General features: G+C 47.2%; 18 protein-coding genes and 1 tRNA gene. 11 read left to right on the top strand and 8 right to left on the bottom strand.

From position 1 onward, the window contains the following. The first annotated feature begins 384 nt into the window (after positions 1 to 384). The 11 genes from DXD25_RS10800 (at position 385) to glmM (ending at position 15,065) form a co-directional block, all read left to right on the top strand. A complete protein-coding gene (locus tag DXD25_RS10800) occupies positions 385 to 780 on the top strand; it encodes a lytic transglycosylase domain-containing protein (protein ID WP_370453417.1) in 396 nt (131 codons plus the stop codon). Between the two features lie 261 nt (positions 781 to 1,041). Continuing rightward, positions 1,042 to 1,117, top strand: a tRNA-Met gene (locus tag DXD25_RS10795). 280 nt (positions 1,118 to 1,397) lie between these two features. Beyond that, complete coding sequence (locus DXD25_RS10790; RefSeq protein WP_117663502.1) at positions 1,398 to 1,994, top strand: TetR/AcrR family transcriptional regulator; 597 nt, start codon at positions 1,398 to 1,400, stop codon at positions 1,992 to 1,994. 45 nt (positions 1,995 to 2,039) lie between these two features. After that, entirely contained in the window at positions 2,040 to 2,798 is a 759-nt protein-coding gene (gene fabG / locus DXD25_RS10785; protein ID WP_089544922.1) for a 3-oxoacyl-[acyl-carrier-protein] reductase, read from the top strand. Positions 2,799 to 2,825: 27 nt separating this feature from the next. Then, a complete protein-coding gene (locus tag DXD25_RS10780; protein WP_117663501.1) occupies positions 2,826 to 3,494 on the top strand; it encodes an RluA family pseudouridine synthase in 669 nt (222 codons plus the stop codon). A 19-nt stretch (positions 3,495 to 3,513) separates the two neighbouring features. Further along, positions 3,514 to 8,247: a translocation/assembly module TamB domain-containing protein gene (locus DXD25_RS10775; RefSeq protein WP_117663507.1), complete on the top strand. Its 4,734-nt coding sequence runs from the start codon at positions 3,514 to 3,516 to the stop codon at positions 8,245 to 8,247. 10 nt (positions 8,248 to 8,257) lie between these two features. Beyond that, on the top strand, positions 8,258 to 10,657 hold the full coding sequence (locus DXD25_RS10770; protein ID WP_117663500.1) for a BamA/TamA family outer membrane protein: 2,400 nt from the start codon (positions 8,258 to 8,260) through the stop codon (positions 10,655 to 10,657). 150 nt (positions 10,658 to 10,807) lie between these two features. Then, positions 10,808 to 11,719, top strand: coding sequence for a nucleotidyltransferase (locus DXD25_RS10765; RefSeq protein ID WP_117663499.1), 912 nt, complete (start codon positions 10,808 to 10,810; stop codon positions 11,717 to 11,719). A 15-nt stretch (positions 11,720 to 11,734) separates the two neighbouring features. Continuing rightward, the gene (locus DXD25_RS10760; RefSeq protein WP_117663506.1) at positions 11,735 to 12,769 is read left to right on the top strand and encodes a bifunctional oligoribonuclease/PAP phosphatase NrnA; all 1,035 of its coding nucleotides are present in this window, start codon (positions 11,735 to 11,737) and stop codon (positions 12,767 to 12,769) included. A 165-nt stretch (positions 12,770 to 12,934) separates the two neighbouring features. Continuing rightward, positions 12,935 to 13,645, top strand: a complete 711-nt coding sequence (locus tag DXD25_RS10755; RefSeq protein ID WP_117663498.1) for a DUF4827 domain-containing protein — start codon at positions 12,935 to 12,937, stop codon at positions 13,643 to 13,645. Between the two features lie 28 nt (positions 13,646 to 13,673). Beyond that, a complete protein-coding gene (gene glmM, locus DXD25_RS10750) occupies positions 13,674 to 15,065 on the top strand; it encodes a phosphoglucosamine mutase (RefSeq protein ID WP_117663497.1) in 1,392 nt (463 codons plus the stop codon). 147 nt (positions 15,066 to 15,212) lie between these two features. On the opposite strand, the gene DXD25_RS10745 is transcribed toward glmM, so the two are convergent. The 8 genes from DXD25_RS10745 to purD all read right to left on the bottom strand — a co-directional run bounded on the left by DXD25_RS10745 (position 15,213) and on the right by purD (position 25,131). Further along, positions 15,213 to 15,956 carry a hypothetical protein gene (locus DXD25_RS10745; RefSeq protein ID WP_117663496.1) on the bottom strand — a complete coding sequence of 248 codons (744 nt, stop codon included), beginning with the start codon at positions 15,954 to 15,956 and terminating at the stop codon, positions 15,213 to 15,215. A 59-nt stretch (positions 15,957 to 16,015) separates the two neighbouring features. Continuing rightward, entirely contained in the window at positions 16,016 to 16,627 is a 612-nt protein-coding gene (locus DXD25_RS10740) for a polysaccharide deacetylase family protein (RefSeq protein ID WP_089544915.1), read from the bottom strand. Positions 16,628 to 16,704: 77 nt separating this feature from the next. Then, on the bottom strand, positions 16,705 to 20,139 hold the full coding sequence (locus DXD25_RS10735; RefSeq protein WP_117663495.1) for a DUF2723 domain-containing protein: 3,435 nt from the start codon (positions 20,137 to 20,139) through the stop codon (positions 16,705 to 16,707). Between the two features lie 271 nt (positions 20,140 to 20,410). Then, positions 20,411 to 21,199: a metal ABC transporter ATP-binding protein gene (locus DXD25_RS10730; protein ID WP_117663494.1), complete on the bottom strand. Its 789-nt coding sequence runs from the start codon at positions 21,197 to 21,199 to the stop codon at positions 20,411 to 20,413. A 54-nt stretch (positions 21,200 to 21,253) separates the two neighbouring features. Then, on the bottom strand, positions 21,254 to 22,153 hold the full coding sequence (locus tag DXD25_RS10725) for a metal ABC transporter solute-binding protein, Zn/Mn family (RefSeq protein WP_117663493.1): 900 nt from the start codon (positions 22,151 to 22,153) through the stop codon (positions 21,254 to 21,256). Between the two features lie 40 nt (positions 22,154 to 22,193). Then, on the bottom strand, positions 22,194 to 22,646 hold the full coding sequence (locus DXD25_RS10720) for a YqaA family protein (RefSeq protein ID WP_089544912.1): 453 nt from the start codon (positions 22,644 to 22,646) through the stop codon (positions 22,194 to 22,196). Positions 22,647 to 22,730: 84 nt separating this feature from the next. Then, positions 22,731 to 23,693 carry a hypothetical protein gene (locus DXD25_RS10715; protein ID WP_117663492.1) on the bottom strand — a complete coding sequence of 321 codons (963 nt, stop codon included), beginning with the start codon at positions 23,691 to 23,693 and terminating at the stop codon, positions 22,731 to 22,733. Positions 23,694 to 23,862: 169 nt separating this feature from the next. Further along, positions 23,863 to 25,131, bottom strand: a complete 1,269-nt coding sequence (gene purD / locus DXD25_RS10710; protein WP_117663491.1) for a phosphoribosylamine--glycine ligase — start codon at positions 25,129 to 25,131, stop codon at positions 23,863 to 23,865. Positions 25,132 to 25,264: the final 133 nt, after the last annotated feature.

The following is a 25,264-nucleotide window of genomic DNA, read 5'->3' as shown; positions in this document are numbered from 1 at the left end:
AGCCTCAGATTTCGAAAGATTTCTGAGGCTTTTTTGTTTTCCTACAAATTATTTTCGCTGTTTTTTGCTTGATATACGTCATGTAACTATGTTATAAAGTGTTTAAAACATTAAAAAAGCGCTGATAATCAGTCTATTACTTGCATATCTCGATTTTTTTTTGTATCTTTGCAAACGATAAGAATAAGGATATCATTCATATATCTGTTTTGTGTATGCTGGTATCCGTTAAGGTATCTAACGGAACTGAGGTGAGCAGCCTATCTTTTTCTCACAAGTTGCCACCGCGAAATCACTGATGTTGTAGTTCAGCTTTTCAGGTTCCATAAAACAAAAAATATGAAGAGAATAACAATGGTATTAGTCAGCATCTTGATGCTGATGATGAAGGTAAGTACAGCGTCGGCTGATACGAATGTAAATGTATCCTCTACTGATGATTTCGATTGGACTCCAGTGATGGAAGCGATTATCCAGGTAGAGAGTGAGGGTAACCCCAAAGCAAAGAGTGGAAGTTCTGTTGGTGTTATGCAGATTACTCCTATCTTAGTGGCAGAGTGTAATGACATTTTGAAGAGACGCAAGAGCAAGAAGCGTTTCACATTGTCTGATAGATTCAGCATTGCGAAGTCTAAGGAGATGTTCCTCCTGATTCAGTCTGTCCACAATCCTCTGAATAGCATCGAGCACGCAATTCGTGCTTGGAATGGTGGAAACCATTATAGTGTGAAGAGAACACAGCGCTATTTTGAGAAGGTCATGAATCTTTTGAAAAAGTAATTGATTTTTGATATGTCCGATCTATCCTTCCAGGATGGATCGGATTTTTGTTTGTTCCCTATACTCATTCTCTTTTCCCACTTTTATTCCAGTTTCTGCTTTTTATCATACTTTTTCTCTATTTTTATCTGTCAAATCCCACTTTTTTACCTTTAAATGTTAAAAACGCGGTAAAAAGATAACTTTTTGCTAGAAATGTTTGGTGGTTAACAAAAAAAGTAGTACCTTTGCACTCGCAATTCAGAAATGAGTTGATAATATCGCGGTGTGGAGCAGTTGGTAGCTCGCCAGGCTCATAACCTGGAGGTCGCATGTTCGAGTCCTGCCGCCGCAACCAAATAAGGGAAGTGATTAAGAAATCACTTCCTTTTTTGTTTTCTCCATATTATGTTTTTCTACCTTTTCTCCTCCATTGTCCTTTTTCTCTTATCCCTCTTACTGATCATGAATTTCTTTAGTTTTCCCATCAATTTCCCTTTCATTTTGCAATATATTCATCTGAAATCCAACATATTCTATTTTTTAACACTAAATATTTGCGTATATCGAATAAAACTACTACTTTTGCACATTGATAAATTTATGTGCAACTAATAAAATAAAGGAAGGGCTTCGATATGTCAGTATCCAAAACAAGACAAAAACTGGTAGATGTTGCAAGACAACTGTTTGCCAAGAATGGTATAGCCAATACTACAATGAATGATATTGCTGTAGCATCTGGTAAGGGGCGTCGTACGCTTTATACCTATTTCAGTAGAAAGGAAGATGTCTATTATGCAGTCATCGAGTCGGAGTTGGAGCGTCTTTCTGATAAATTGGATGAGGTAGCCAACTGTAAGATGCGTCCTCAGGACAAGATCATAGAATTGATTTATACCCATCTCAGTATGATCAAGGAAACAGTGGTACGTAATGGCAATCTTCGTGCTGAGTTCTTCCGTAACATCTGGATGGTAGAGAAAGCTCGCAAGAACTTTGACGAGGATGAAATCGAAATCTTCCGTCGTGTCTATGCCGAGGGAAAGGAAGATGGGGAATTTGACATCGACAATATTGATTTAGTTGCTGATATTACCCACTATTGTATCAAGGGGCTGGAAGTACCTTTCATTTATGGAAGATTAGGCCATGGTATGAATGTGGAGTCAAGTAAACCGCTGGTTGCAAAGGTTGTTTATGGCGCCTTGGGTAAATCAGGCTTAAAACTTTAAATAAGATATTCATAATAAACTGATTATTAATTAAATAAGAAAGAAATGGGATTATTAACAGGTAAAACTGCCCTTGTAACAGGTGCAGCTCGCGGCATCGGTAAGGCTGTCGCTATGAAATTTGCTTCTGAGGGTGCTAACATCGCATTCACAGACCTCGTACTCAATGATGATATGGCAGCTGGCTTGGAGGCTACTCGCAAGGAGATTGAGGCTCTTGGTGTAACATGCCGCGCATACGCTGGTAATGCTGCTGACTTCGAGGAGACTGAGAAGACCGTTAAGCAGATTCACGCAGATTTCGGTTCTATCGATATTCTCGTTAACAACGCAGGTATCACTAAGGACGGTTTGATGCTTCGTATGAGTGAGGCTCAGTGGGATGCAGTTTTGAATGTAAACTTGAAGTCTGCCTTCAACTTTATCCACGCTTGTTCTCCTATCATGCTCCGTCAGCGCAGCGGTTCTATCATCAACATGGCTTCTGTTGTTGGTGTTCACGGTAATGCTGGTCAGTGCAACTATGCTGCTTCTAAGGCTGGTATGATTGCTTTGGCTAAGTCTATTGCCCAGGAGTTGGGTCCTAAGGGTGTACGTGCTAACGCAGTAGCTCCTGGTTTCATCGAGACAGCTATGACAGCACAGTTGCCAGAGGAAATCCGTAAGGACTGGATGAAGAAGATTCCTTTGCGTCGTGGTGGTCAGACTGAGGATATTGCAAATGTTTGTCTCTTCCTCGCTTCTGATATGTCAAGCTACGTAAGCGGTCAGGTAATCCAGATCGATGGTGGTATGAATATGTAATCTATTGGCATCTGTTTTAGATAAAACATGCAGGTAGTTTACGAGGACAACCATATAATTATCGTCTCTAAGAGAAGTGGTGAAATCGTGCAGGGCGACAAGACCGGCGATGAGCCTCTCTCAGAGACGGTAAAACAATATATCAAGGAGAAGTACCAGAAACCAGGAAATGTATTCCTAGGAGTGGTGCATCGACTTGATCGTCCTGTCTCAGGACTCGTGGTATTTGCCAAAACCTCCAAGGCTTTGAGCCGTCTGAACAATATGTTCCGGGATGGTGAGGTGCACAAGACCTATTGGGCAATCGTGAAGAATATGCCACGCGAGACAGAGGCAACATTGACTCATTGGATAGTAAGAAACGAAAAGCAGAATAAAAGCTATGCTTACGATCATGAGGTGAAGAATTCGAAGAAGGCGATATTGAAGTATAAGGTGATAGGGCATACTGATCATTACACACTTTTGGAAGTGAACCTGATGACAGGCCGTCATCATCAGATCAGATGCCAGTTGGCTAAGATGGGATGCCCGATCAAGGGCGACCTGAAATACGGTTCCCCTCGCAGCAATGCCGACGGAAGTATCTCTCTTCTCTCGCACAAGGTAGAGTTTGTGCATCCAGTATCAAAAGAAACCATTGTAGTGGAAGCTCCTCTGCCAGATGATAATCTATGGAGAGCTATTGCTCCATAACAATTTAATATCCATGCTTATGAAGAAATATGCGAAATGGATGGGGATCGTTGTTCTTACCCCATTCGTGCTCATATTATTGTTAGCTGTTTTGCTTTATTTGCCTCCAGTACAGAACTGGGCAGTAAAGCAAGTTGCTTCTTATGCTTCAGAATCGACGGGCATGGATATTTCCGTAGAGCATGTACAACTCGTTTTCCCTCTCAAGCTGGGAGTGGAAGGCGTGAAAGTACTGCAACCTGTCGATTCATTGAAGAACAGCAGCAACCTTGCTTTAAGAAATAAAAAAGATACCGTAGCCGACATCCAGAAGATGGTGGTAGATGTACAGTTGCTGCCACTCTTCAGCAATCAGGTGATGGTGGATGAACTGAACTTCACGAAGATGAAGGTGAACACCACCAACTTTATCCACGAAGCCCGAATCAAGGGAGATGTGGGCAGATTGCAGCTGATAGCGCATGGTATAGATCTGGGTAAGGAGCACGTGAATGTGAACGATGCCCTGATTTCAGATGCCAGATTGTCTGTGGAATTGAGCGATACTGTTCCGCCAGATACGACTCCGAGCACCAATTACTGGAAGATCCGCTTACAGAAACTGAAACTAAAGAATACCGATTTTACCCTACACATGCCTGGAGATACCCTTCAGGTGAATGCTTATTTCGGTGATGCGATCGCCCGCACCACCTACCTTGACCTGTTCAAAGGTCTGTATCAGGTCAAGCACTTGGACTGGAAGAACGGCAGGGTGAACTACGACCAGAATTTCGAACGTCCTGTATCCGGTCTGGACTTCAACCATCTTGCCTTCCACGATATGGCATTGAAGGCCGATTCCTTCTATTTCTGCGATTCCAGGATTGATGTAAAGATCAAGGAAGCAAGGATGAAGGAGAAGAGTGGACTGAAGATAGAACAGCTTAATGGCAGATTTGTGATGGATTCCTTGAAGTTGCAGTTGCCGGATCTCTATTTCCGTACTCCGGAATCTCATTTACAGGCTACTGTAGATATGGATATGAATGCCTTTGCCGAGAAGAATCCTGGCAAGGTAATGGCGCGTGTGAAAGGTGCCTTGGGACGTTCTGATCTTTTTCTCTTCATCGGTGATGCATTGCCGAAGCAGATGAAGAGCCGATGGCCTTACTATCCGATGAAGGTGGAAGGTTCGCTGAAGGGAAACATGCAGCGTGCCTCTTTCTCGGGAGTGAAGGTGAATCTGCCTACTGTTTTCGACTTAAGCACGGATGGTATGGTAGCTAATATGACAGATATGAATCGTCTGAAAGCGAATATCAATCTGAAGGCACGCACCTACAATCTCGGTATGGTAACAGCCATGCTCGATCCTGCCTTGACACGGGAAATCCGCATCCCTAGCGGCATCGGCATTCAGGGAAATGTGAAGATGGATGGAACGAAGTATGCCACCAGACTGGCTCTTACCGAAGGTAAGGGAAGCATGAAGGTGGATGCTATCATCGATGCCAAGACCCGTAGGGATGGCAGCATCGATATGAATCGCCTGGCATATCAGGCAAAGTTGCAGGCACGACAGATTCAGGCCCAGCATTTCCTGCCTCACCAGAATCTCTATACCTTTACGGGAGAGGTAGAGGCAAAGGGTGTGGGTACAGATTTCCTGTCGCCTCGAACCCGACTGATGGCGAAAGCCAAGGTTAACCAGGTACATTATGACCAGTATCAGTTGCATGACATGGTGGCTGATGCGCAGGTTGCCAACGGTAGAATTCATGCCAAGCTGGATAGTAGGAATGATCTGCTGAATGGTAACATCGCCGTGGATGCCCTGGCTAGTACCAAGAAGTTGAAGGCTACACTGGTGGCAGATGTGCGCCATGCCGATATGTATCAGTTGAAGATTACCGATAAGCCAGTGGATGTTTCGCTCTGTGGTCAGATCGATGTTCATTCCGATCTGAAGGATAGTCACAAGGTATGGGCTAACTTGGATGATATCACCGTAAGGACAGAAAAGAAAGTCTATCGCCCAGTAGGTGTGAAGGTAGATATCCTGACCGATAGAGATACCACCCATGCCATAGCAGAGTGTGGAGATTTCCGTCTGAACATGGATGCGCATGGAGGCTACGAGAAACTCCTGCACAGAGTTACCGGTTTGCAGAAGGAATTATGGAAGCAGCTCAAGAACCGTCGCATCGATCAGGTGATGATTCGCAACAATTTCCCTAGCGGACATATCTACCTTTCTACAGGTAAGGATAACTTCATTTCCCGATTCATCGAATATATGGGTTACCATTTCAAGTCGGTGGAGATGGAGCTGAATGCCTCGCCTGTGGCAGGACTCGAAGGATATATGAACATAGACTCCCTGGTGGCGAGTGGCATGCAGCTAGATACCATTCGTGCCCAGGTACATACGCAGGGAGATACCATCCGCTATTCAGCCCGTGTTCAGAACAACCGTCATAATCCGCAGTATGTGTTCCGGGCATTGGTAGATGGTGAGGTTCAGGAGCATGGTTCCAATATCAAGGCTCGCCTCTATGATGCATCCAATAAGTTGGGTGTGGATGTGGGACTCGCTGCCATGTTGCAGCCTAATGGTGTGAAAGTGTCTCTGATAGATACCCATCCGATATTGGGTTATAAGGAGTTCGTAGCCAATGATTCCAACTATGTGATGTTGAGTGATGACGGACGTGTATCTGCCGATCTGGTGCTGAAGGCAGCAGCGGGCAATATGGGTATGCGTGTCTATTCCAACGATAAGAACGAGGATGCCCTGCAGGATATCACCGTCAGCATGAGCAGGTTCAATCTGGACAAGGTGCTGAGTGTGATTCCGTATATGCCGGATATTACGGGTATCATGGATGGTGACTTCCACTTTATCCAGACCAAGGAAGAACTCTCTGTTTCTTCTAATCTGAAGATAGATAACATGACCTACGAGAAATGTCCGATGGGCAATGTGGGTTCGGAGTTTACCTATATGCCAAAGAGTGACGGTTCTCACTATGTAGATGCCATCCTTACCTATGAGGGTGATGAGGTGGCAACTGTTACGGGTACATACAAGTCGGAAGGTGCCGGCGATCTGGATGCAGAGGTAGGATTAGAGAAGCTTCCTTTGCACTTTATCAATGGTTTTGTACCTGATCAGCTCATCGGTTTGAAGGGATATGGCGAAGGCGCCCTGAAGATGAAGGGTGCCTTGAGCAATCTTGATATCGATGGTGAGGTATATCTCGATTCTGCTTATCTGGTAAGTGTGCCATACGGTATTTCCATGCGATTTGCCAATGATCCTGTGCGCATTACCGACAGTAAGCTGCTCTTCGAGAACTTCATGATGTATGCCAACAATGAGAGTCCGCTCAATATCCAGGGTGCCCTCGACTTCACGGATGTGGAGAATATGAAGCTGAATGTCCGGATGAGAGCGCAGGACTTCCTGCTGATTGATGCAGAGGAGAATGCCCGTTCCGAGGCATTCGGCAAGGCGTATGTCAACTTCTTAGGAAGCATGCAGGGCTCATTGTCTAATCTGAAGATGATGGGTAAGCTGGATGTACTGGGCAAGACCAATATGACCTATATCTTGCGTGAGTCGGAACTCACTACCGATAACCAGCTGGAGGAACTGGTAAAGTTTACCAATTTCAAGAGTGGCAAGGAGGTTGTGGTTCAGAAGCCTACGCTGGATGGTTTCGATATGTTGCTGAGTATGTCAATCGATGAGTCGGCGCGTATTCTCTGTGCCTTGAATGCCGATAAGACCAATTATGTGGATCTGATGGGAGGAGGCAATTTGCAGATGCGGTACAATACGGCTGACGGTATCCGGCTGACGGGTCGATATACCCTGAATGATGGTGAGATGAAGTACTCTCTGCCTATCATTCCATTGAAGACCTTTAATATCCAGGATGGAAGCTATATCCAGTTTACGGGTGATCCGTTTAATCCTACCCTGAATATTACGGCAACGGAGGATATCAAGACTACCGTCAACGAGGGTGAGGGTAGTGGACGCTCGGTGGATTTCATCTGTGGTGTGAAGCTGAGTCAGACGCTGGAGAAACCGGGTATCCAGTTTATCATCTCGGCATCCAACGACCAGACCATCCAGGATGAGTTGAATTCGATGAGTGTAGAGGAGCGAGGCAAGATAGCCATCACGATGCTGGCTTCGGGTATGTATCTGGCGAGTGGAACCACCAGTTCGTTCTCGATGAATACCGCCCTGACTTCATTCCTCAACTCCGAGATCAATAACATTGCAGGTACAGCCATGCGAAGCATCGGACTCGATGTGGGTATGTCGGTGGATAACCAGACCAATGCCTCTGGCGGAACGCATACCGACTACAACTTCAAGTTCGCCAAGCGATTCTTCAATAATCGCCTGAGTTTCTCAGTGGGTGGACAGGTTTCAACCGGTGCAGAACTGGAGAATGCCAACAAGAATGAGTCTTTCTTCAACAATGTGGAGGTTCTGTATCGTCTCAACGAAGGAGCCAGCATGTATGTAAGAGCCTTTTATAATGCCAACACCTACGATTGGCTGGATGGTCAGATTGGGGAGTATGGCGGCGGTTTCACCTGGCGCAGAAAACTCTCCAAGTTCTCGGATATCTTCAGATGGAAGACAGAGAAGCAGCAGGTGCCTGCAGATTCTCCGATGCTGCGAACCCGCAAGGATTCAGTGATGCTGCGGACCCGCAAGGATTCTGTTATTAGAAACAACGAAAAATAAGCTAGTGAATATGAGAAAGAAGAATCGACTTCACCTTATTATATATATAGCGGCAGCGGTGATGCTGTTCAGCTTCCTGTTTACAGGGTGCTCTTCTACGAGTGCCCTGAAGGAAAACGAGCAGCTGTTTACCGGTTTGAAACCTATAGAATACTCCAACTACGAGGCGAATACCTATGCCGACTCGGTGAAGGAAGAGATGGAGTTTGCTCTTGCATCAGCCCCGACGGGAGCTTTTATGGGAAGCAGCTATTTCCGTACTCCGTTTCCCGTCCGCTTATGGATATGGAATGCCTTCTCTCCGTCGGATGATGCTCTTTCCAGATGGATTACCAAGGTCTTCGGTTCGAAACCTAAGCTGATGGAGAATGTGAATCCGAAGTTGAGAGCACAGGTAGCTGAGCATCAGCTCGACAAGTTGGGCTATTTCAATGGCAAGGTAGATTATGAAGTGATCACCCAGAGCAATCCGAAGGAAGCCAAGGTGGCTTATAAGGTGAATATGGGACATTTGTGGAGATTGGATTCCGTGGCTTATCTCAATTTCCCGGAGCATGGCAAGCAGCTCATCGATTCTACGATGTCGCAGGCCGTCATCAGAAAGGGAAGCCCGTTCAATGTCTCCAATCTGGAGCAGGAACGTCAGCGACTCACCCGTCTTTTCCGCAACCATGGCTATTACTTCTATCAGAATGGCTATGCTTCTTATCTTGCAGATACCGTGAATACGTCTGGCAAGGTGAACCTCCGTCTGTCTATGGTGGACAGCATTGAGCCGGAAGCAACCCGCCAATGGTATATCGGCAATATCAACATCAACTTCAAGAAGCAGTTCATGGAGGAGATGACCGATAGCTTCGTACGCCGCTATCTGAGTTTCAGATATGCGGGTAAGAAGATGCCGATTCGTGCCGGAGTAGTGCTCAGGGAGTTGAAGCTCCGACCACGAAAGCTTTATATGGTGGATGATGAAAATACGGCAAAGGCAGGATTGCAGTCGATGGGACTCTTCAGTTATACCAACCTGCAGTTTGTGCCTAGAAGCACTCAGGTTTTGGACAGCCTGGGAAATGTGCAATATTGCGATACGCTGGATGCCAACATCGATCTGGTGTTCGACAAACCATACGATTTCTATGTAGAAGCCAACGCCAAGGGCAAGACTACCGGAAGGGTAGGTCCGGAGCTGGTGGTGGGTCTGACCAAGCGCAATGCCTTCCGGGGTGGTGAGAAGCTGGATATCAACTTCCATGGTTCTCATGAGTGGCAGACCATCACGGGGCAGGGGGGAAGTTCCAACAAGATCAATTCCTATGAGTTCGGATCGGATGTCACGCTGTCGTTCCCAAGCATCATCACTCCTTGGAATGCTTTCCGCACGATGGCACAGAATGAGCGCAGATTCCGCAGAGGTCATATCCCTCGCCGTTACTACGGTACGCCGAATACCACCATCAAGGCATCCATGAACATCCTGAACCGTGCTGGCTATTTCCGCCGTCATGTGGCTGGAGGAGAGTTGACCTATGATTGGGCAACCTCTTATCAGCATCGCCATTCGTTCAGTCCGCTGATTCTTTCGTATGAGTATATGAACTATACTTCTCCGAAGTTCGACAGCATCATGAACAACAATGTGTATGTGGCAACTTCGATGGCCGACCGTTTCATTCCGAAGATGAGCTATACCTACACCTATCGCAGTGCGCAGAAATACCGCAGTCCTATCGTGTGGTCAACTACGGTGAGCGAAGCCGGCAACATTCTGTCGCTGGGCTATCTTCTGGGCGGCAGAAAATGGAACGACAAGGGTAAGACGATGTTCAAGAACGAGTATTCTCAGTTCTTCAAGCTGGAAACAGATTTCGTGAAGTATTGGAAGCTGAATGAAACATCCACCCTGGTGGGACATCTGAATGCCGGAATGATCTGGAGTTACGGCAATTCGAGTCAGGCACCTTATACGGAGATGTTCTATGTAGGTGGAGCCAACAGTATCCGTGCCTTCAGTGTGCGAGGTGTCGGACCAGGCGAGCAAGACTACAGTGCCCTGAGTAACAAGTATGCCAACATCCTTCGTACGGGAGATATCAAGTTCCAGGCGAATCTGGAATACCGTCCTAAGATCTGGGGCGATCTTTATGGTGCTCTGTTCCTGGATGCCGGTAATGTCTGGATGAAGGATGCTGATTTATCCTCTTTCGAGGCCTTCAAGTTTGATAAGTTCTACAAGCAGCTGGCTGTAGGCACCGGAGTGGGTATCCGCTACGATATGGGAATGTTTGTGGTTCGAGTAGATTGGGGAATCGGTCTGCATCTGCCATACGATACGGGTAAGAACGGATTCTACAACATTCCAAGCTTCAAGAAGAACCAGAGCTTGCATTTGGCTGTGGGCTATCCGTTCTAGCACCAGTTTTGGGGGGCGAAGCTCCACAAATCTGTCAAATATTGATGTAAATCAAAAAAAAGTAGGAAAAGATGCTGCCAGGTGCATTTTTTTTATTACTTTTGCAGGTGATTAAACGTAAATATCAACTATTAAATAAAAATATAGATTATGAAACCTACATTATTGCTTTTGGCTGCTGGTATGGGTAGCCGTTATGGTGGTTTGAAACAGCTCGATGGTCTGGGCCCTAATGGTGAGACTATTATGGACTACAGTATCTACGATGCTATTCAGGCTGGTTTTGGTAAGATCGTTTTCGTTATCCGCAAGGATTTCGAGGATCAGTTCCGCGAGAAAATCCTCTCTAAGTACGAGGGCCATATCCCGGCAGAGCTTTGCTTCCAGTCTTTGGATGCACTCCCTGAAGGATTCAGCGTACCTGAGGGTCGCGAGAAGCCATGGGGTACCAACCACGCAGTGTTGATGGCAAAGGACGTTATCAAGGAGCCTTTCTGCGTAATCAACTGCGATGACTTCTACAACCGTGACTGCTTCATGGTTATCGGCAAGTTCCTCTCTGAGCTTCCAGAGGGTAGCACCAACAAGTATGCTATGGTAGGTTTCCGCGTAGGCAACACCTTGAGCGAGAACGGTACAGTAGCTCGTGGTATCTGCTCTAAGGATGAGAACGAGAACCTGACAACTTGTGTAGAGCGCACCGAGATCATGCGTATCAACGGTGAGGTTTCTTACAAGGACGAGGAAGGCAAGTGGGTTGCTGTAGGCGACAACACTCCTGTATCTATGAACGTATGGGGCTTTACTCCAGATTACTTCGCTCACAGCGAGGCTTACTTCAAGGAGTTCCTGAGCGATCCTAAGAACATGGAGAACAAGAAGGCTGAGTTCTTTATCCCATTGATGGTCAACAAGCTCATCAACGAGGGTACATCTACCGTTAAGGTACTCGATACCACCAGCAAGTGGTTTGGTGTAACTTATGCAGCCGACCGTCAGAGTGTAGTAGATAGAATCCAGGGTCTCATTGACGAGGGTGTATATCCTAACAAGCTCTTCTAATTCTATTAGATGGATATTCAATTAGATATTTTAAACGAAAAGGAAGCCGCTATTCTCCGAGAGACGATAGCGGCTTCTCAGCATATTGTCATCTGTGCCCACAAGTCACCTGATGGCGATGCTATTGGCTCATCTTTGGGATGGGCTTATTTTTTGCGCTCTCTTGGTAAGAAACCTGTCATCTGTGTGCCTGATATGATACCGGATGCCCTTTCCTGGTTGCCTGGTAGTGATGATATCGTGAGATACGACAAGTATCCCGACAAGGTGCAGCAGGCTTTTGATGAGGCTGATCTGGTATGCTGCGTGGATTTCGGCAGCACAGGCAGACTGGATGAGATGGATCATGTGCTTGCGGGCTGCAAGGCACAGCGTGTTGTCATCGACCATCATCTGGCTCCTAACCTGGAGGCTAAACTGATGATTTCGCAGCCTCATGCCAGCAGCGCCAGCGAACTGGTGTTCCGTGTGATATGGCAGTTGGGTGGTTTCCCAGAGTTGGATAAGACCTGGGCTACCTGCGTATATTGCGGTATGATGACTGATACGGGTGGATTCACCTATAACTCTACCAATCCGGACATCTACTACATCATCTGCCAGCTGCTTACCAAGGGTATCGACAAGGATAAGATTTATCGCAACGTCTTCAACAATGCCCGTGTTTCAGCAGTCCGCTTCCGCGGTCATCTGATGAACGAGAAGCTGCAGGTCATCGAGTCGCTCCATGCCAGTTACTATACCGTAACCCGCAAGGAGATGAAGGAGTATGATTTCATCAAGGGCGATCTGGAAGGATTGGTGAACGTGCCTCTTACCATCAGAGGTCACAAGCTCTCCATCTCGCTCCGAGAGGATACCGACGTGGATAACCGCGTATTGGTGAGTCTCCGTTCTGTGGATGATTTCCCATGCAATAAGATGGCGGAGCAGTTCTTCAATGGTGGCGGACATCGCAACGCATCAGGCGGTAAGCTGCTTTGCAGTATCGAGGAGGCAGAGAAGATTGCCCAGAAGGCAATTCTTGCCTTTGCCGATTTGCTGAGATAAGGAGGCTTTTGCGCCTGAAAAAACAGAAAAATAAGGAAAAACAACCCCGAAAGAGGCATTAGGATGATAATAAGTGATAAATAATAATAAAATCATCCTATACTTCTCGGTGTTGTCTTTTCTTTTTTGTACCTTTGCCCAATAAATTAGAATTTAGTAAAAGGAATGAAGAAATTTTTGTTTGCCATCATGGCTATAGCAGCACTTTTCTCGTTTGCTGCATGTAACGATACTGAGACATATAAGGATTTGCGTGACCGCGAGTTGGACTCTATCAGTTCTTTCTTGCGTCATGAAAACGTGAAGGTCATTTCAGAAGAGGAATTCAAGAGTCGTTGGGAGAAGAAGCAGAAGGACAACAGCGTGGTTCTTACTGATACTTCCAAGAACAACAACGAGTATGTGCTCTTCAACAGTAACGGTATCTATATGCAGGTATTGGAAATGGGTTGTGGCGACTATATCAAGATGGGCGAGACTACCGATGTGCTCGTTCGTTTCTCTGAATACAATCTGAATACCGCAGCAGAGATGAGTCTCAAATCTTTGCAGTTGAGCAATAATCTGAAGCAGTATTCTTTCTATACTGATAAGATGACCGTGACCAATAATTCCGGCACTTTCACCGGTACTTTTGATGTGAATAGCAGCTTGATGGCAGCCACTTACAACAAAAACTACTCCGGCGGTTATAGCGGAACAGTACCTAGCGGCTGGCTGGTTCCTTTCAGTTGGGTAAAGATTGGTCGTGGTAATGCCGAGGGCGAGAGAATAGCTCACGTTCGTCTGGTAGTTCCTCATACCTATGGTACTACATCGGCATCAGGAAGCGTATATGCCTGCCTCTATGATTTAACCTTGCAGAGAGGCAGATAAGATAATTTCATTTTAAAAAGATATTATTATGACACTGATTAAGTCTATTTCTGGTATCCGTGGAACCATCGGCGGTCCAGCGGGCGATACTTTGAATCCGCTCGACATCGTCAAGTTTACATCTGCTTACGCTACATTCATCCGTCGTAGCGGTGCTTCTAAGAGCAACACCATCGTGGTTGGCCGTGATGCACGTATCTCAGGCGAGATGGTAAAGAATGTAGTTTGTGGAACTTTGATGGGTATGGGTTACGATGTATTGAACATCGGCCTGGCTACTACTCCTACTACAGAGTTGGCTGTAACCATGAGTGGTGCTGCCGGTGGTATCATCATCACAGCTTCTCATAACCCACGCCAGTGGAATGCTCTCAAGCTTCTCAACGAGAAGGGTGAGTTCCTGACTGCTGCCAATGGTAGCGAGGTATTGAGCATTGCTGAGAAGGAAGACTTCGAGTATGCTGATGTAGATGCTCTCGGTAAATATACAGAAGATGATACCTTTAACAAGCGCCATATCGACTCAGTGCTTGCATTGAAGCTCGTGGATGTTGAGGCTATCAAGAACGCTCATTTCAAGGTTTGTGTAGATTCCATCAACTCTGTAGGTGGTGTTATTCTCCCAGAGTTGCTCGATGCACTCGGCGTAGAATATACATTCCTGAATGCTGAGCCTACCGGTGATTTTGCTCACAACCCAGAGCCATTGGAGAAGAACCTCGGTGGTATTATGGATGAGTTGAAGAAGGGTGGCTACGATATGGGTATCGTTGTTGACCCGGATGTTGACCGTCTGGCTTTCATCTGTGAGGATGGTAAGATGTTTGGCGAGGAATATACCCTGGTAAGTGTAGCTGATTATGTATTGAGCAAGACTCCAGGGAATACTGTCAGCAACCTTTCTTCTACCCGTGCTCTCCGCGATGTAACCGAGAAGCATGGTGGCTCATATTGTGCTTCAGCTGTAGGCGAGGTGAATGTAACTACCAAGATGAAGGATGTTCATGCAGTGATTGGTGGCGAAGGCAATGGTGGAGTTATCTATCCAGAGAGCCACTATGGTCGTGACGCCCTCGTAGGTATTGCTCTCTTCCTGAGCAGTCTGGCTCATAAGGGTTGCAAGGTAAGCGAGCTTCGTGCCAGCTTCCCTAACTACTTCATCGCCAAGAACCGCATCGACCTGACCGCTTCTACCGATGTAGATGCTATCCTGGTGAAGGTAAAGGAGATTTATGGCAAGGAGAAGGATGTAACTGTTACTGATATCGATGGCGTGAAACTCGACTTCCCTGACAAGTGGGTTCACCTCCGCAAGAGTAACACCGAGCCAATCATCCGCGTATATAGCGAGGCTTCTACTATGGAGCAGGCTGATGAGCTTGGAAAGAAGCTCATGCAGGTAGTATATGATATGCAGTAAGATACTGCATTATATATAAGATATTGTATATATATAAGATATTGTATTTATATAAAAAACGACTTCCAACGATTATAGGCAGCAATGCTTATAAGCGTTGGAAGTCGTTCTCGTTTATAAAAGTTCCGGCTCGATCTGATGGAAAACTTATTGCTCAGCCAGCTCCTTCATGGCATCATTCAATGTATTGAACAGTACATTGATGTTTTCCTCCTGGTTCTTGCACGCCTCCTTGAAGAGAGCGACAGGATCTTCAGAATCGCCCTTCAGCGGAGCCTCGTTCAGGAGGATGTTCACATTGTTCAGCAGCATACCGTGCAGGGTAGGCATGTGTAGCTGCTGCTGGGTGCCTTCCTTGCTGCCACATTTCAGTCCGGCAGCGTATGCTTTCACGATGATGCGCACCAGCAGATGGATAGCCATCGGTTCGTCGGCAAGGCTGATGAGTACACCGTGGGTATAATCTCGTACGTGCTCCTCTATGCTTGTAAACTTACCCTGCAGGAGCCAGGTGAAGTTGCGCTTGTATTCAGCTTCCATTGCCTTGTACAGCTGGTTCGATTTGCAGGCGATGCGCAGATAGTCGAGCATGGTTGGCTCGAAGGTAGGATCGGTCTTCTTCATGCTCTCAAAATTCTTCTGCATGCGCTCATTAGCCTCTTCAGCACTCTTGTAGTTGAGTCGTACGAGGGTAGAGAACATGATGTCGAAGAAGTACTGGTTCACTTCTCCATAGTGTTCCAGCATCATCTGCTTCACCTCTTTGGGGTCGTTCTTCTTCTGGAAGTCATCGCCGCCAACCGCAGCATCCATGATGCCGCGTGCGTATGCCTCGAAGAATCCTCTTACGAAAGAGGCTACAGCCTGATAACTATTGATTCTCTTGCTCATTGTCTTTTGAATGTTTTAATCAAAAATGATTTAATCAAAATGTTTTAATCAAAGATGATTTAATCAAAAATCTTAAATTCATATCCCTGTTCCATCAGCCACTCTATGGATTGTGGAAGCGCCGTCTTCAGCTTGTCGATGCTCTTCAGCGAGTCGTGGAAGGTGATGATGCTGCCGTTGCGGGCATACTTCTTCACATTATTTACCACGTCTTCTGCCGTCATCCACTTGGAGTAATCTCGGGTCACCACATCCCACATGATTACCTTGTAGGTGCGGTGCAGCCACCAGTACTCGCTCTGTCGCATCCAGCCGTGAGGTGGACGGAAGAGATGGGCATGGATGATGTCATTCGCCTTGTTGGTGTTGAGCACGTAGGAGATGACACGATGCTTGAAGGCACCGATATGATTGAAGGTATGGTTACCTATCTGATGCCCCTCTGCTACAATCTGGTTGTAGAGATCGTGGTTGCGCAATACGTTTTCGCCCACCATGAAGAAGGTAGCCTTGATGTTGTACTTTCTCAAGGTTTCCAGGATGAATGGGGTGGATTCGGGAATCGGACCATCATCGAATGTGAGATACACCGAATGGTCGTTCTTGTCCATTCTCCATATTGCCTTCGGATATAACCATCTGAGCCATTTGGCTGGTTGCTCTATGAACATAGGAATAACTTGATTAGGGGATGATACAAAAAGGGAGACCTAGCAAAAACGCCAGGTCTTCCTTGATATTCTTTATTTTACTGATTGCCCTGTGGCATGCTGCCGCCTCTGCCGCGATAGAGTGTATAGAGGGCATTGAGCTGCTTCTCATAACTCTTCTGCAACTGAGGGCTTACCATACCTGCCACATCGCAGATGCTCTGCATAATCATGATCTGACGGATGCAGTCGTTCTGGCTCTGCAGGAAGCGGTCGTTGCTCAATGAGAGGTAATAGTCGAGATACTGGTGAGCATTCTTCCAGATAGCCTCTACATATTCCTTACCCTTTGCCTTCTGACCGGTGAGCAGCCAGCCGCGAGCCATATCCAGACCACCGCTCATGTAATCGAGGGTGACATTGTATGCCGGAATCTCCACATCAGCCTTCTTCAGGATGTTGATAGCCTTCTGGTTCTTGCCGTCGGCGATGAGCTGGAGGGCTGTCTGGGCGAGCAGGCGACGGTGGGTATAGCACATACGCATGGTAGTCTCGTCGATATAGAGTCCCTTCTGCTTCAGGTTACCGAACTTGAATCGGGTCATGATGTTGTGATAGGTCTTCTCTGCATCGAAGTTCTTCGCACCTGGCTTGTTGGTGGTGAATGGAGTGATACGGTTGGCAAGACCCTCCTGTACGAAGTTGTCGCCAAGGTTCATATAGTTCTCCTGTCCCACGGTAAGAGCCACGTAGATAGGACGTGTCCAGTTGCACTGTGACAGCATTTCGAGCATCATCAGGTCGCCCTTGTAGAGAGCATTCTTGCCTGCGAGTGAAATCACCATCTTGTCTGGGATGGTATCAGAAGCCATCATCATGCCGCTCTTCTTCACAGCCTCCTTGTCGATTGTTACATAGACGGTGTCTGTAGGGATGAAGTGCATGTCTGAGTTCTTGCTGCGTACCCAGTACTTCAGGATGTTCTTGAGCTCGAAAGGCTCATCACCAAACTGCTTCTTGGCATTCACTGGATCCTGCTTATAGAAGTCGAGAATCTGCTGCTTAGCCTCTGGCTGGACAGAAACATACTCGTTGGTACCCGAACAGAAGTCGAGACGTGGCCAGGTGATTGGCACGGATGGTGAGTTGTATGCAGGACGCATCATCTGGTCGATATACCAGTCGGTCTGCAGATAGCTCAGGTTACATACGCGGGCATCTGTACCTACGCCTTCTACCTCCTGGTTGTACCAGAGTGGGAAGGTATCGTTATCACCATTGGTGAAGATGATAGGGTTGCCCTTCTCCTGAAGCGACATCAGATAGTTCTGACCGAAGTCGCGGCAGGTGTAACGTCCTGAACGGTCGTGATCATCCCAGGTCTGTGATGCCATCTGGATAGGAACGAGCAGGGTTACCACAGCCACGATAGCTGTTACGGCAGTACCGCTGAGCTTCATCTTCTGCTTCAGAAGGTCGATGATGGCGAGAACGCCAAGACCGCACCAGATAGCGTATGCATAGAATGAACCGGCGTAAGCATAGTCACGCTCACGTGGCTGCATAGGAGTCTGGTTCAGATAGAGCACGATGGCAAGACCTGTCATGAAGAACAGGAAGAATACCACCCAGAACTGCTGGATACCTACAGGGAGAACCTCCTCTGTCTCCACGCCGTTCTTGATGATCTTGCGCTTGCGGGTGTACCAAGCCTGCCAGAAGAGACCGATGAGACCGAGAATCAGCGGCATGCAGTAGAACACGTTGTGTCCCTTGTTTGCCTTCAGGTCGTCTGGCATTTTGCTCTGGTCGCCATAGAGAGCGTCGTCGATGAATGAGAAACCGGTAATCCAGTTACCGTGCTCAGGCTCACCGTTGCCCTGGATATCGTTCTGACGTCCGGCAAAGTTCCACATGAAGTAGCGCCAGTACATGAAGTTGCACTGATAGGAGAGGAAGAAACGGATATTCTCCATCTGTGTAGGAACCTTCACCATCATGTTCTCGCCACAACGGTCGTAAGGCACCTCGTTACCCTCTACGCCACCCATCCAGTCTTCGTATGCCTGGGCATGAGCCGAACTGTGCATACGTGGGAAGAGCATATTCTGTGCATATACATACTTGTTCTTATGGCTTACTACGAAGTAAGAGTCCTTCTCATCGGCAGAAGCCTTCTCCTTGCGCTGATAAACAGGTGCACCTTCCTTCGTCACAGGCTTGCACATATTGCCGTCAGCTTCGAGAGCCACCTGAGAAGTGTAAGCCTGACCATAGAGCAATGGAGTATCGCCATACTGGTCGCGGCTCAGATAACTGCCCAGGGTGAAGATATCCTCAGGAGAGTTCTGGTCCATAGGAGGGTTGGCAGATGAACGGATTACGATGAGCGCATAGCTTGAGTAACCGATCATCAGCATCAGCATGCAGAGCAATGCCGTGTTCTTGATGCGTGCAGAGATGAGAGGCAGCAGCTGCATCTTCTTCTTCTCGATGCCTGTAGCCTGGTCAACGCCGGTTACTACTTCCTTCTTGCGCTTGTAGTTGAGTACAAACCAGAGGATAGCCAGGATGATGATGCCGGTGATGACAGCGCTCCATCCATATCCGAAGAATGGGATGCCGAGCATGCCGAAACCGAGAACGAAGGCGATGTTCTGCTTCTTCTCGTTCTTCTCTGATGCATTGTAGGTCTCGTAGATACCCCAGATGACAGAGGCTACGAGGCAGATGATATATACGATTTCACCGGTATTGAATGGGCAGCCGAGCGTGTTGACGAAGAACAGCTCAAACCATCCGCCTACGGTGATGATGCCTGGAACCACACCATAAAGTACGGCTACTACCACCAGGAATGAGAGGAAGAGCGCCATGAGCGAACCCTTCAGGTTGGCATGAGGCACCTTCTTGTAGTAATATACCAGTACGATGGCTGGGATGCAGAGCAGGTTGAGCAGGTGCACACCGATACTCAGACCTGTCATATAGGCGATGAGCACGAGCCATCGGTCGCTATGAGGTTCGTCGGCATGGTCTTCCCACTTCAGGATCAGCCAGAATACCACAGCGGTGAAGGCAGAAGAGAAGGCGTAAACCTCACCCTCTACAGCAGAGAACCAGAAGGTATCGCTGAAGGTGTAGATGAGTGCGCCCACCATACCTGATGCCTCGATGGCAATCAGCTTGCTGGTGGTCATCTCCTTCCAGTCGCCGATGATGAGCTTGCGTGCCAGATGGGTGATGGTCCAGAAGAGGAACATGATGCAGACGGCACTGAGGAGTGCGCTCATCGTATTCACCATCTTGGCTACCTGCGTGGTATCACTGGCGAAATGTGTGAAGAAATTGCCCATGAGCATGAAGAATGGTGCCCCAGGTGGGTGACCGATCTCCTGCTTGTAGGCAGTTGTAATAAACTCAGGACAGTCCCAGAAGCTGGCTGTCGGTTCAATTGTGGAGCAATATACGAATGCCGCAATGATGAATGCGACCCATCCGAAGATATTGTCCACTAATCTGTACTGTTTCATTATTGTTTAAACTTTAATGTATTATATTTCTATGTTTCCTATTTATATAATGTGTATAAAACGTTGCAAAGATACTAAAAAGTAAAGAGATAGCGTAGGATTGCTTCTCTTTTTTAGGTTATATTAAATTTAAATAGGTGATGTTGTAGAAAAATAAGCATTAGGATGGGATATTTATTACGTCGCTACGTATGAAATATTACGTCCCGACGTAGGAATTCCTGCGTCGGGACGTAATAAAAAGGGGGTAAAATGTAATAGCGGTATGTATTTATACATTCAGGAAATGCTCTTCCAGCTTTTCTCTTGGCATATCTGCCGTATCGTGATAATGCAGGTGCTGGTTTACGCAGGCGATATGCTTCACGTTATTGAGCACTTCGGCTACATCGTGACTGACGATGATGATGGCGCACTCCTTGTTGATCTGCTCCAGCATCTCGTACATCTGCTTTTGGAATCGGCGGTCGATGTAGGTGTTAGGCTCATCGAGAATCACGACATCGGGTTTGGATACGATGGCACGGGCGAGGAGCACTCGCTGAAGCTGACCGCCGCTGAGGGCAGCGATGTGTCGGTCTTTGAATTCCGTCAGCTGCATGCGCTCCAGGGTATCGAGCACCTGCTGGTGCTGAGCCTGGGTGTATCGCGAAAAGAGACCTTTGGTCTTGCTGAGTCCGGCAAGTACTACCTCATATACGGAGATGGGAAACTGCTTGTCGAGCTGGTTGTATTGTGGGAGATAGCCCATCGAAATCTCCTTTACTTCCTCAACTTTTGCTTCGCCGTTTTCATCAAGAACCGTTTCCCCGCTCTCATCTTTTACTTTTCGGAAGTATCTGATGGTTCCTTCCGTAGGTTTCATCAGTCCCAGAATGAGGCGCATGAGGGTAGTCTTGCCACCACCGTTTGGGCCGATGATGCCAAGATAATCGTCTTGATATACGGTGAGATTTACGTTGCTGAGCACCTGCTTGCCGTCATATCCGGCAGAAAGGTGCTCGATTTCGATTAACTTTGAACTTTGAACGTCCAACTTTGAACTTTGAGTTTTGAACATTGAACTTTATGATTAGTTATTGTTCTTTATACTTTTTATAAAATATTGGCGGGCTTACTTCCCAACCACTATCTCTTTGCCTTGCACAGCCAGTGCAGCTTCCTGCATCGCCCAGTTCCAGTCGCCCTGCAATGGATTGATATTCATTGCCTTGGTGTGGCTCTCCTTGATGAAGGTTGTGGTGTTGCGGTTGGCAAATTCTGCTTGTATCAGGCAGAACTTGATCTTTTCTTTTCTGGCTCTCTCTATGAGGCTCTTCAGCTGGGCGGCACTAGGCTCCCTGCCTTCTTCCTCTATGGCAAGCTGCTCCAGCTGGTAATCACGGGCAAAGTAGGTGAGGATAGGGTGATAGATCACAAACTTGCGTACCAGGTCTGGATCCTTTTTGAAGCTCTCCTTGATGGTGCTGTCTCTCTTGTCGATGATGCTGAGCAGCGACTGATAGTTCTTCTCGAAGAAAGCCTTGTTCTTCGGCTCCAGTTCGCAGAGCGCCTTGAGGATGTTGCTGGCTATGATGCGGGCGTTGCTGCAACTCATCCATACGTGCGGGTCGATGTTGCCACCCGGAGTCTTGGCAGGCTTGATGCCCACGGAAGTATCTATCACTTTCATATCTGGAGCGTTGTCCTGCAACTTCTTCATCCAGGTCTGCTCAAAACCGATGCTGCCCACTTTCAGATAGAGGGCACTCTTCGAAAGTTCCATCATCTGCTGGGCGTATGGTTCGTAAGTCTCCGGGTTGTTGCCATTCGATACCATCACGTTGACATCCACCTTGCCTTTGGCAATTTGATCTACGAAATACTTGTAGGGGGAAATCGTAACTGTAACTGTAACCGTAACCGCAGGCTTCTCTGTGCTTGAAGCCTTTCCCGAATCTGTCTGTTTCTGAGGTGTACCCTTGCATCCGGCAAGAATAACACATAATATAATAAGGTATAGAAATCTCTTCATATATTAAAAATCTGCTTATGTTATAAATCTGCTTATATGTTTATACAATGAAGCTGAGACCATAAACCAATAGGATATATCTCAGCACTTTTCCGATGGTGATGCTGATGGTAGAGATGATGATATTGGCTCTTGTCAGACCTAGCACGATGGTGATGGCGCTTCCCAATATAGGGATGAAGGCGAAGAAGCCCATCCAGGCACCTCTATCAGCCATGAATCTTTCTGCCTGATCCAGTTTCTCCTTCTTTACGTGCAGATATTTCTCTATCCATTCCATCTTGCCCAGTCTGCCCACACCATAGTTGAACAGCGATCCCAATACATTTCCTATGCTGCCATATATCACCAGAGGGATGGGATCCAAACCTGCTGCCTGCAAGCCCGACATCACTACCTCGCTGCTGAAAGGAAAGAAACTGCCGGCAAGAAAGGCGGAAACAAGCATGCCCCAATACCCCCAGTTGATTAAAAAGTCTATTATGTAACCCATTGAATATTATTTGTTTAATATTCTTGATGCAGCGTTTCGCTGCATCAAGTCTATCTCTGAATAACTCTTATCCCAGAATCAATCTTATCCCTGAATAGCCTGCAGCAATACCGTTTCCGGAATGAAGATATTGTATAGCAATATCAATACCATGATGACCAGCGCCGAGATAAAGACGATGTTCGCCAGCTTTCCCTTAGTGTAGGTGATGAAGTGAGCGGTGAGTGGTGCCGTATTTACAATCATGATGCTGCCCAACTCCTTGATATGCTGAGGCTGCAGGATGATGAAGGCAAGACTCACATAGTTGATCAGAATGAATGAATTGTAGATCATTCGGGTACGGATCTTATCTGCATAAGAGGTATGCAGGAAGTGTATGCTGCCCAATGTGCTCAGGATGATGAGGAACAGGAGATTCACCACCTCGTGGTCGGTAACCTGCGAATAATCGAACAGATCATGATAGTTGATGAATTCCGCAAAATGATTGATCAGTCCATTGATGTTATTGGTGTAGGCGAAGTAACCCGCTGAGAACCAATACGGCATGATGAGACCGATGATAGATGCAAAGAAGTTTCGGATGCTGAAGGAATTGGTGAATACCATCATCATCAGCCACAGGAAGGGCAGGAAATATCCCACCTGGATGAACACCAGTGAGGCGAGTCCTACGCAGAAGAAGGCATAGAAGGTCCATCCTGCCGCCCTCTTGTCCTGGTAACTGTTCCAGATGATGAGGTAGAAGGCGATGGAGCACATCGTCACGATGCTTGCCTTGAAGGAAGGTGCAGGCAGAGAGGTCATGGTGATGAACACCAGGAAACTGCAGGACACCATTCGGCTGTAGGTTCGCATCAGGGAATTATGGTTGTTGAGCTCCACCATCAGCAGGGTAGAGAGAATGGTGAAGGCGAACTGCACCCAAATGTTAGCTACTAAAAAACCTACAGCAACCCATACCAAGGCGGCAAGGGTTGCTGTTACAGGTAGAGCGTAGCGGCTAGCCGCCACTTTATTTTGAAAAGTTTTCTTTCTTAACATCTAATTTTTTGAAAAATGATGAAGCTTTTGCCCTTTCAGGGCGACATTCTCCCTTGAATCATAACCCAGGGCGTTGCCCTGGGCTAGGAGCTTCTGCCCTTTCAGGGCGTAGGCAGCCAATACAATGTCTGGGAGCTTCTGCCCTTTCAGGGCGTCTGGAGCCTATGGATTAAAGATCCTGTCCGATATCAGAGCGGAAGTACTTGTCTGTGAACTGGATCTTCTGTGCCTCGGCAAAGCTCTTCTTCAGAGCCTCTTCCTTATCCTTGCCGTAGCTGCTTACGCAGATTACACGGCCGCCATTGGTTACAACCTTTCCATCCTTCATGGCTGTACCTGAGTGGAAAACTACAGAACCTTCCACTTCATCGATACCCTGGATAGGATAACCCTTCTTGTAAGCCTCTGGATAACCACCGCTTACGAGCATCACGCAGACTGCAGCACGCTCATCAAACTCGATGCTGCGCTTGTCAAGATCGCCGGCAGCTACACCCTCGAAGAGATCAACGATGTCGCTCTTCAGGCGGAGCATCACGCTCTCAGTCTCTGGGTCACCCATACGGCAGTTGTACTCGATAACCATTGGCTCGCCCTCTACATTGATCAAACCGAAGAAGATGAAGCCCTTGTAGTCGATGTTCTCCTCTGCCAGACCCTCTACGGTAGGACGGATGATGCGCTCATCCACCTTCTGCATCCACTCCTTGGTTGCGAAAGGCACAGGGGTAACGCTACCCATACCGCCGGTGTTCAGACCGGTATCGTGCTCGCCGATGCGCTTGTAGTCCTTAGCCTCAGGCAGGATCTTGTAGTTCTTGCCATCGGTCAATACGAATACGGAGCACTCGATACCGCTGAGGAATTCCTCGATAACTACGCGTGCAGAAGCGTTGCCGAACATACCGCCGAGCATCTCCTTGAACTCCTTCTTTGCCTCTTCCAGGGTAGGGAGGATGAGAACACCCTTGCCGGCGCACAAACCGTCAGCCTTCAACACGTATGGAGCCTTCAGAGTCTCCAGGAACTTCAAGCCTTCTTCTACGTGCTCGCCGTCGAAAGTCTCATACTGAGCTGTCGGAATGTTGTGGCGCTTCATAAACTGCTTGGCGAAGTCCTTGCTTCCTTCCAATACGGCACCAGCCTTTGATGGACCAATCACAGGGATGTTCTGGGTGCGAGGGTCTGCCTTGAAGTCATCATAGACACCCTTTACCAGCGGGTCTTCTGGACCAACTACCACCATATCAACACCGTTCTCAACAGCGAAGTTCTTGAGCGCCTCGAAGTCGTCAGCCTTGATATTCACATTCTCGCCGACATTCTGAGTACCGGCATTACCAGGAGCGATAAAGAGTTTCTCACACTTCTCGCTCTGAGCGATTTTCCAAGCTAAGGCGTGCTCGCGGCCACCGCCTCCTAACAATAATATTTTCATCGTAGTTACGTTTAATAATTCTTCTATAATATGTTACAATCAGAGGATATTGATTATCTCCTTCTTTTACAATCAGGATAGATATTTTCTCCTTTTTGCATCCAAATTTCTAATTTGCTGCAAAATTACTAAA

The organism is Prevotella sp. TF12-30, from assembly GCF_003436715.1.
Classification (GTDB): Bacteria; Bacteroidota; Bacteroidia; order Bacteroidales; family Bacteroidaceae; genus Prevotella; species Prevotella copri_A.
Note: the sequence above shows the minus strand (reverse complement) of the source record. Positions and strands in the feature narration are given on the sequence as shown.

Bases quoted from the DNA above. Each gene is read 5' to 3' on its own strand.
- DXD25_RS10800 (WP_370453417.1), top strand. From the start codon at position 385: ATGAAGGTAAGTACAGCGTCGGCTGATACGAATGTAAATGTATCCTCT.
- DXD25_RS10790 (WP_117663502.1), top strand. From the start codon at position 1,398: ATGTCAGTATCCAAAACAAGACAAAAACTGGTAGATGTTGCAAGACAA.
- fabG (WP_089544922.1), top strand. From the start codon at position 2,040: ATGGGATTATTAACAGGTAAAACTGCCCTTGTAACAGGTGCAGCTCGC.
- DXD25_RS10780 (WP_117663501.1), top strand. From the start codon at position 2,826: ATGCAGGTAGTTTACGAGGACAACCATATAATTATCGTCTCTAAGAGA.
- DXD25_RS10775 (WP_117663507.1), top strand. From the start codon at position 3,514: ATGAAGAAATATGCGAAATGGATGGGGATCGTTGTTCTTACCCCATTC.
- DXD25_RS10770 (WP_117663500.1), top strand. From the start codon at position 8,258: ATGAGAAAGAAGAATCGACTTCACCTTATTATATATATAGCGGCAGCG.
- DXD25_RS10765 (WP_117663499.1), top strand. From the start codon at position 10,808: ATGAAACCTACATTATTGCTTTTGGCTGCTGGTATGGGTAGCCGTTAT.
- DXD25_RS10755 (WP_117663498.1), top strand. From the start codon at position 12,935: ATGAAGAAATTTTTGTTTGCCATCATGGCTATAGCAGCACTTTTCTCG.
- glmM (WP_117663497.1), top strand. From the start codon at position 13,674: ATGACACTGATTAAGTCTATTTCTGGTATCCGTGGAACCATCGGCGGT.
- DXD25_RS10745 (WP_117663496.1), bottom strand. From the start codon at position 15,956: ATGAGCAAGAGAATCAATAGTTATCAGGCTGTAGCCTCTTTCGTAAGA.
- DXD25_RS10740 (WP_089544915.1), bottom strand. From the start codon at position 16,627: ATGTTCATAGAGCAACCAGCCAAATGGCTCAGATGGTTATATCCGAAG.
- DXD25_RS10735 (WP_117663495.1), bottom strand. From the start codon at position 20,139: ATGAAACAGTACAGATTAGTGGACAATATCTTCGGATGGGTCGCATTC.
- DXD25_RS10730 (WP_117663494.1), bottom strand. From the start codon at position 21,199: ATGTTCAAAACTCAAAGTTCAAAGTTGGACGTTCAAAGTTCAAAGTTA.
- DXD25_RS10725 (WP_117663493.1), bottom strand. From the start codon at position 22,153: ATGAAGAGATTTCTATACCTTATTATATTATGTGTTATTCTTGCCGGA.
- DXD25_RS10720 (WP_089544912.1), bottom strand. From the start codon at position 22,646: ATGGGTTACATAATAGACTTTTTAATCAACTGGGGGTATTGGGGCATG.
- DXD25_RS10715 (WP_117663492.1), bottom strand. From the start codon at position 23,693: ATGTTAAGAAAGAAAACTTTTCAAAATAAAGTGGCGGCTAGCCGCTAC.
- purD (WP_117663491.1), bottom strand. From the start codon at position 25,131: ATGAAAATATTATTGTTAGGAGGCGGTGGCCGCGAGCACGCCTTAGCT.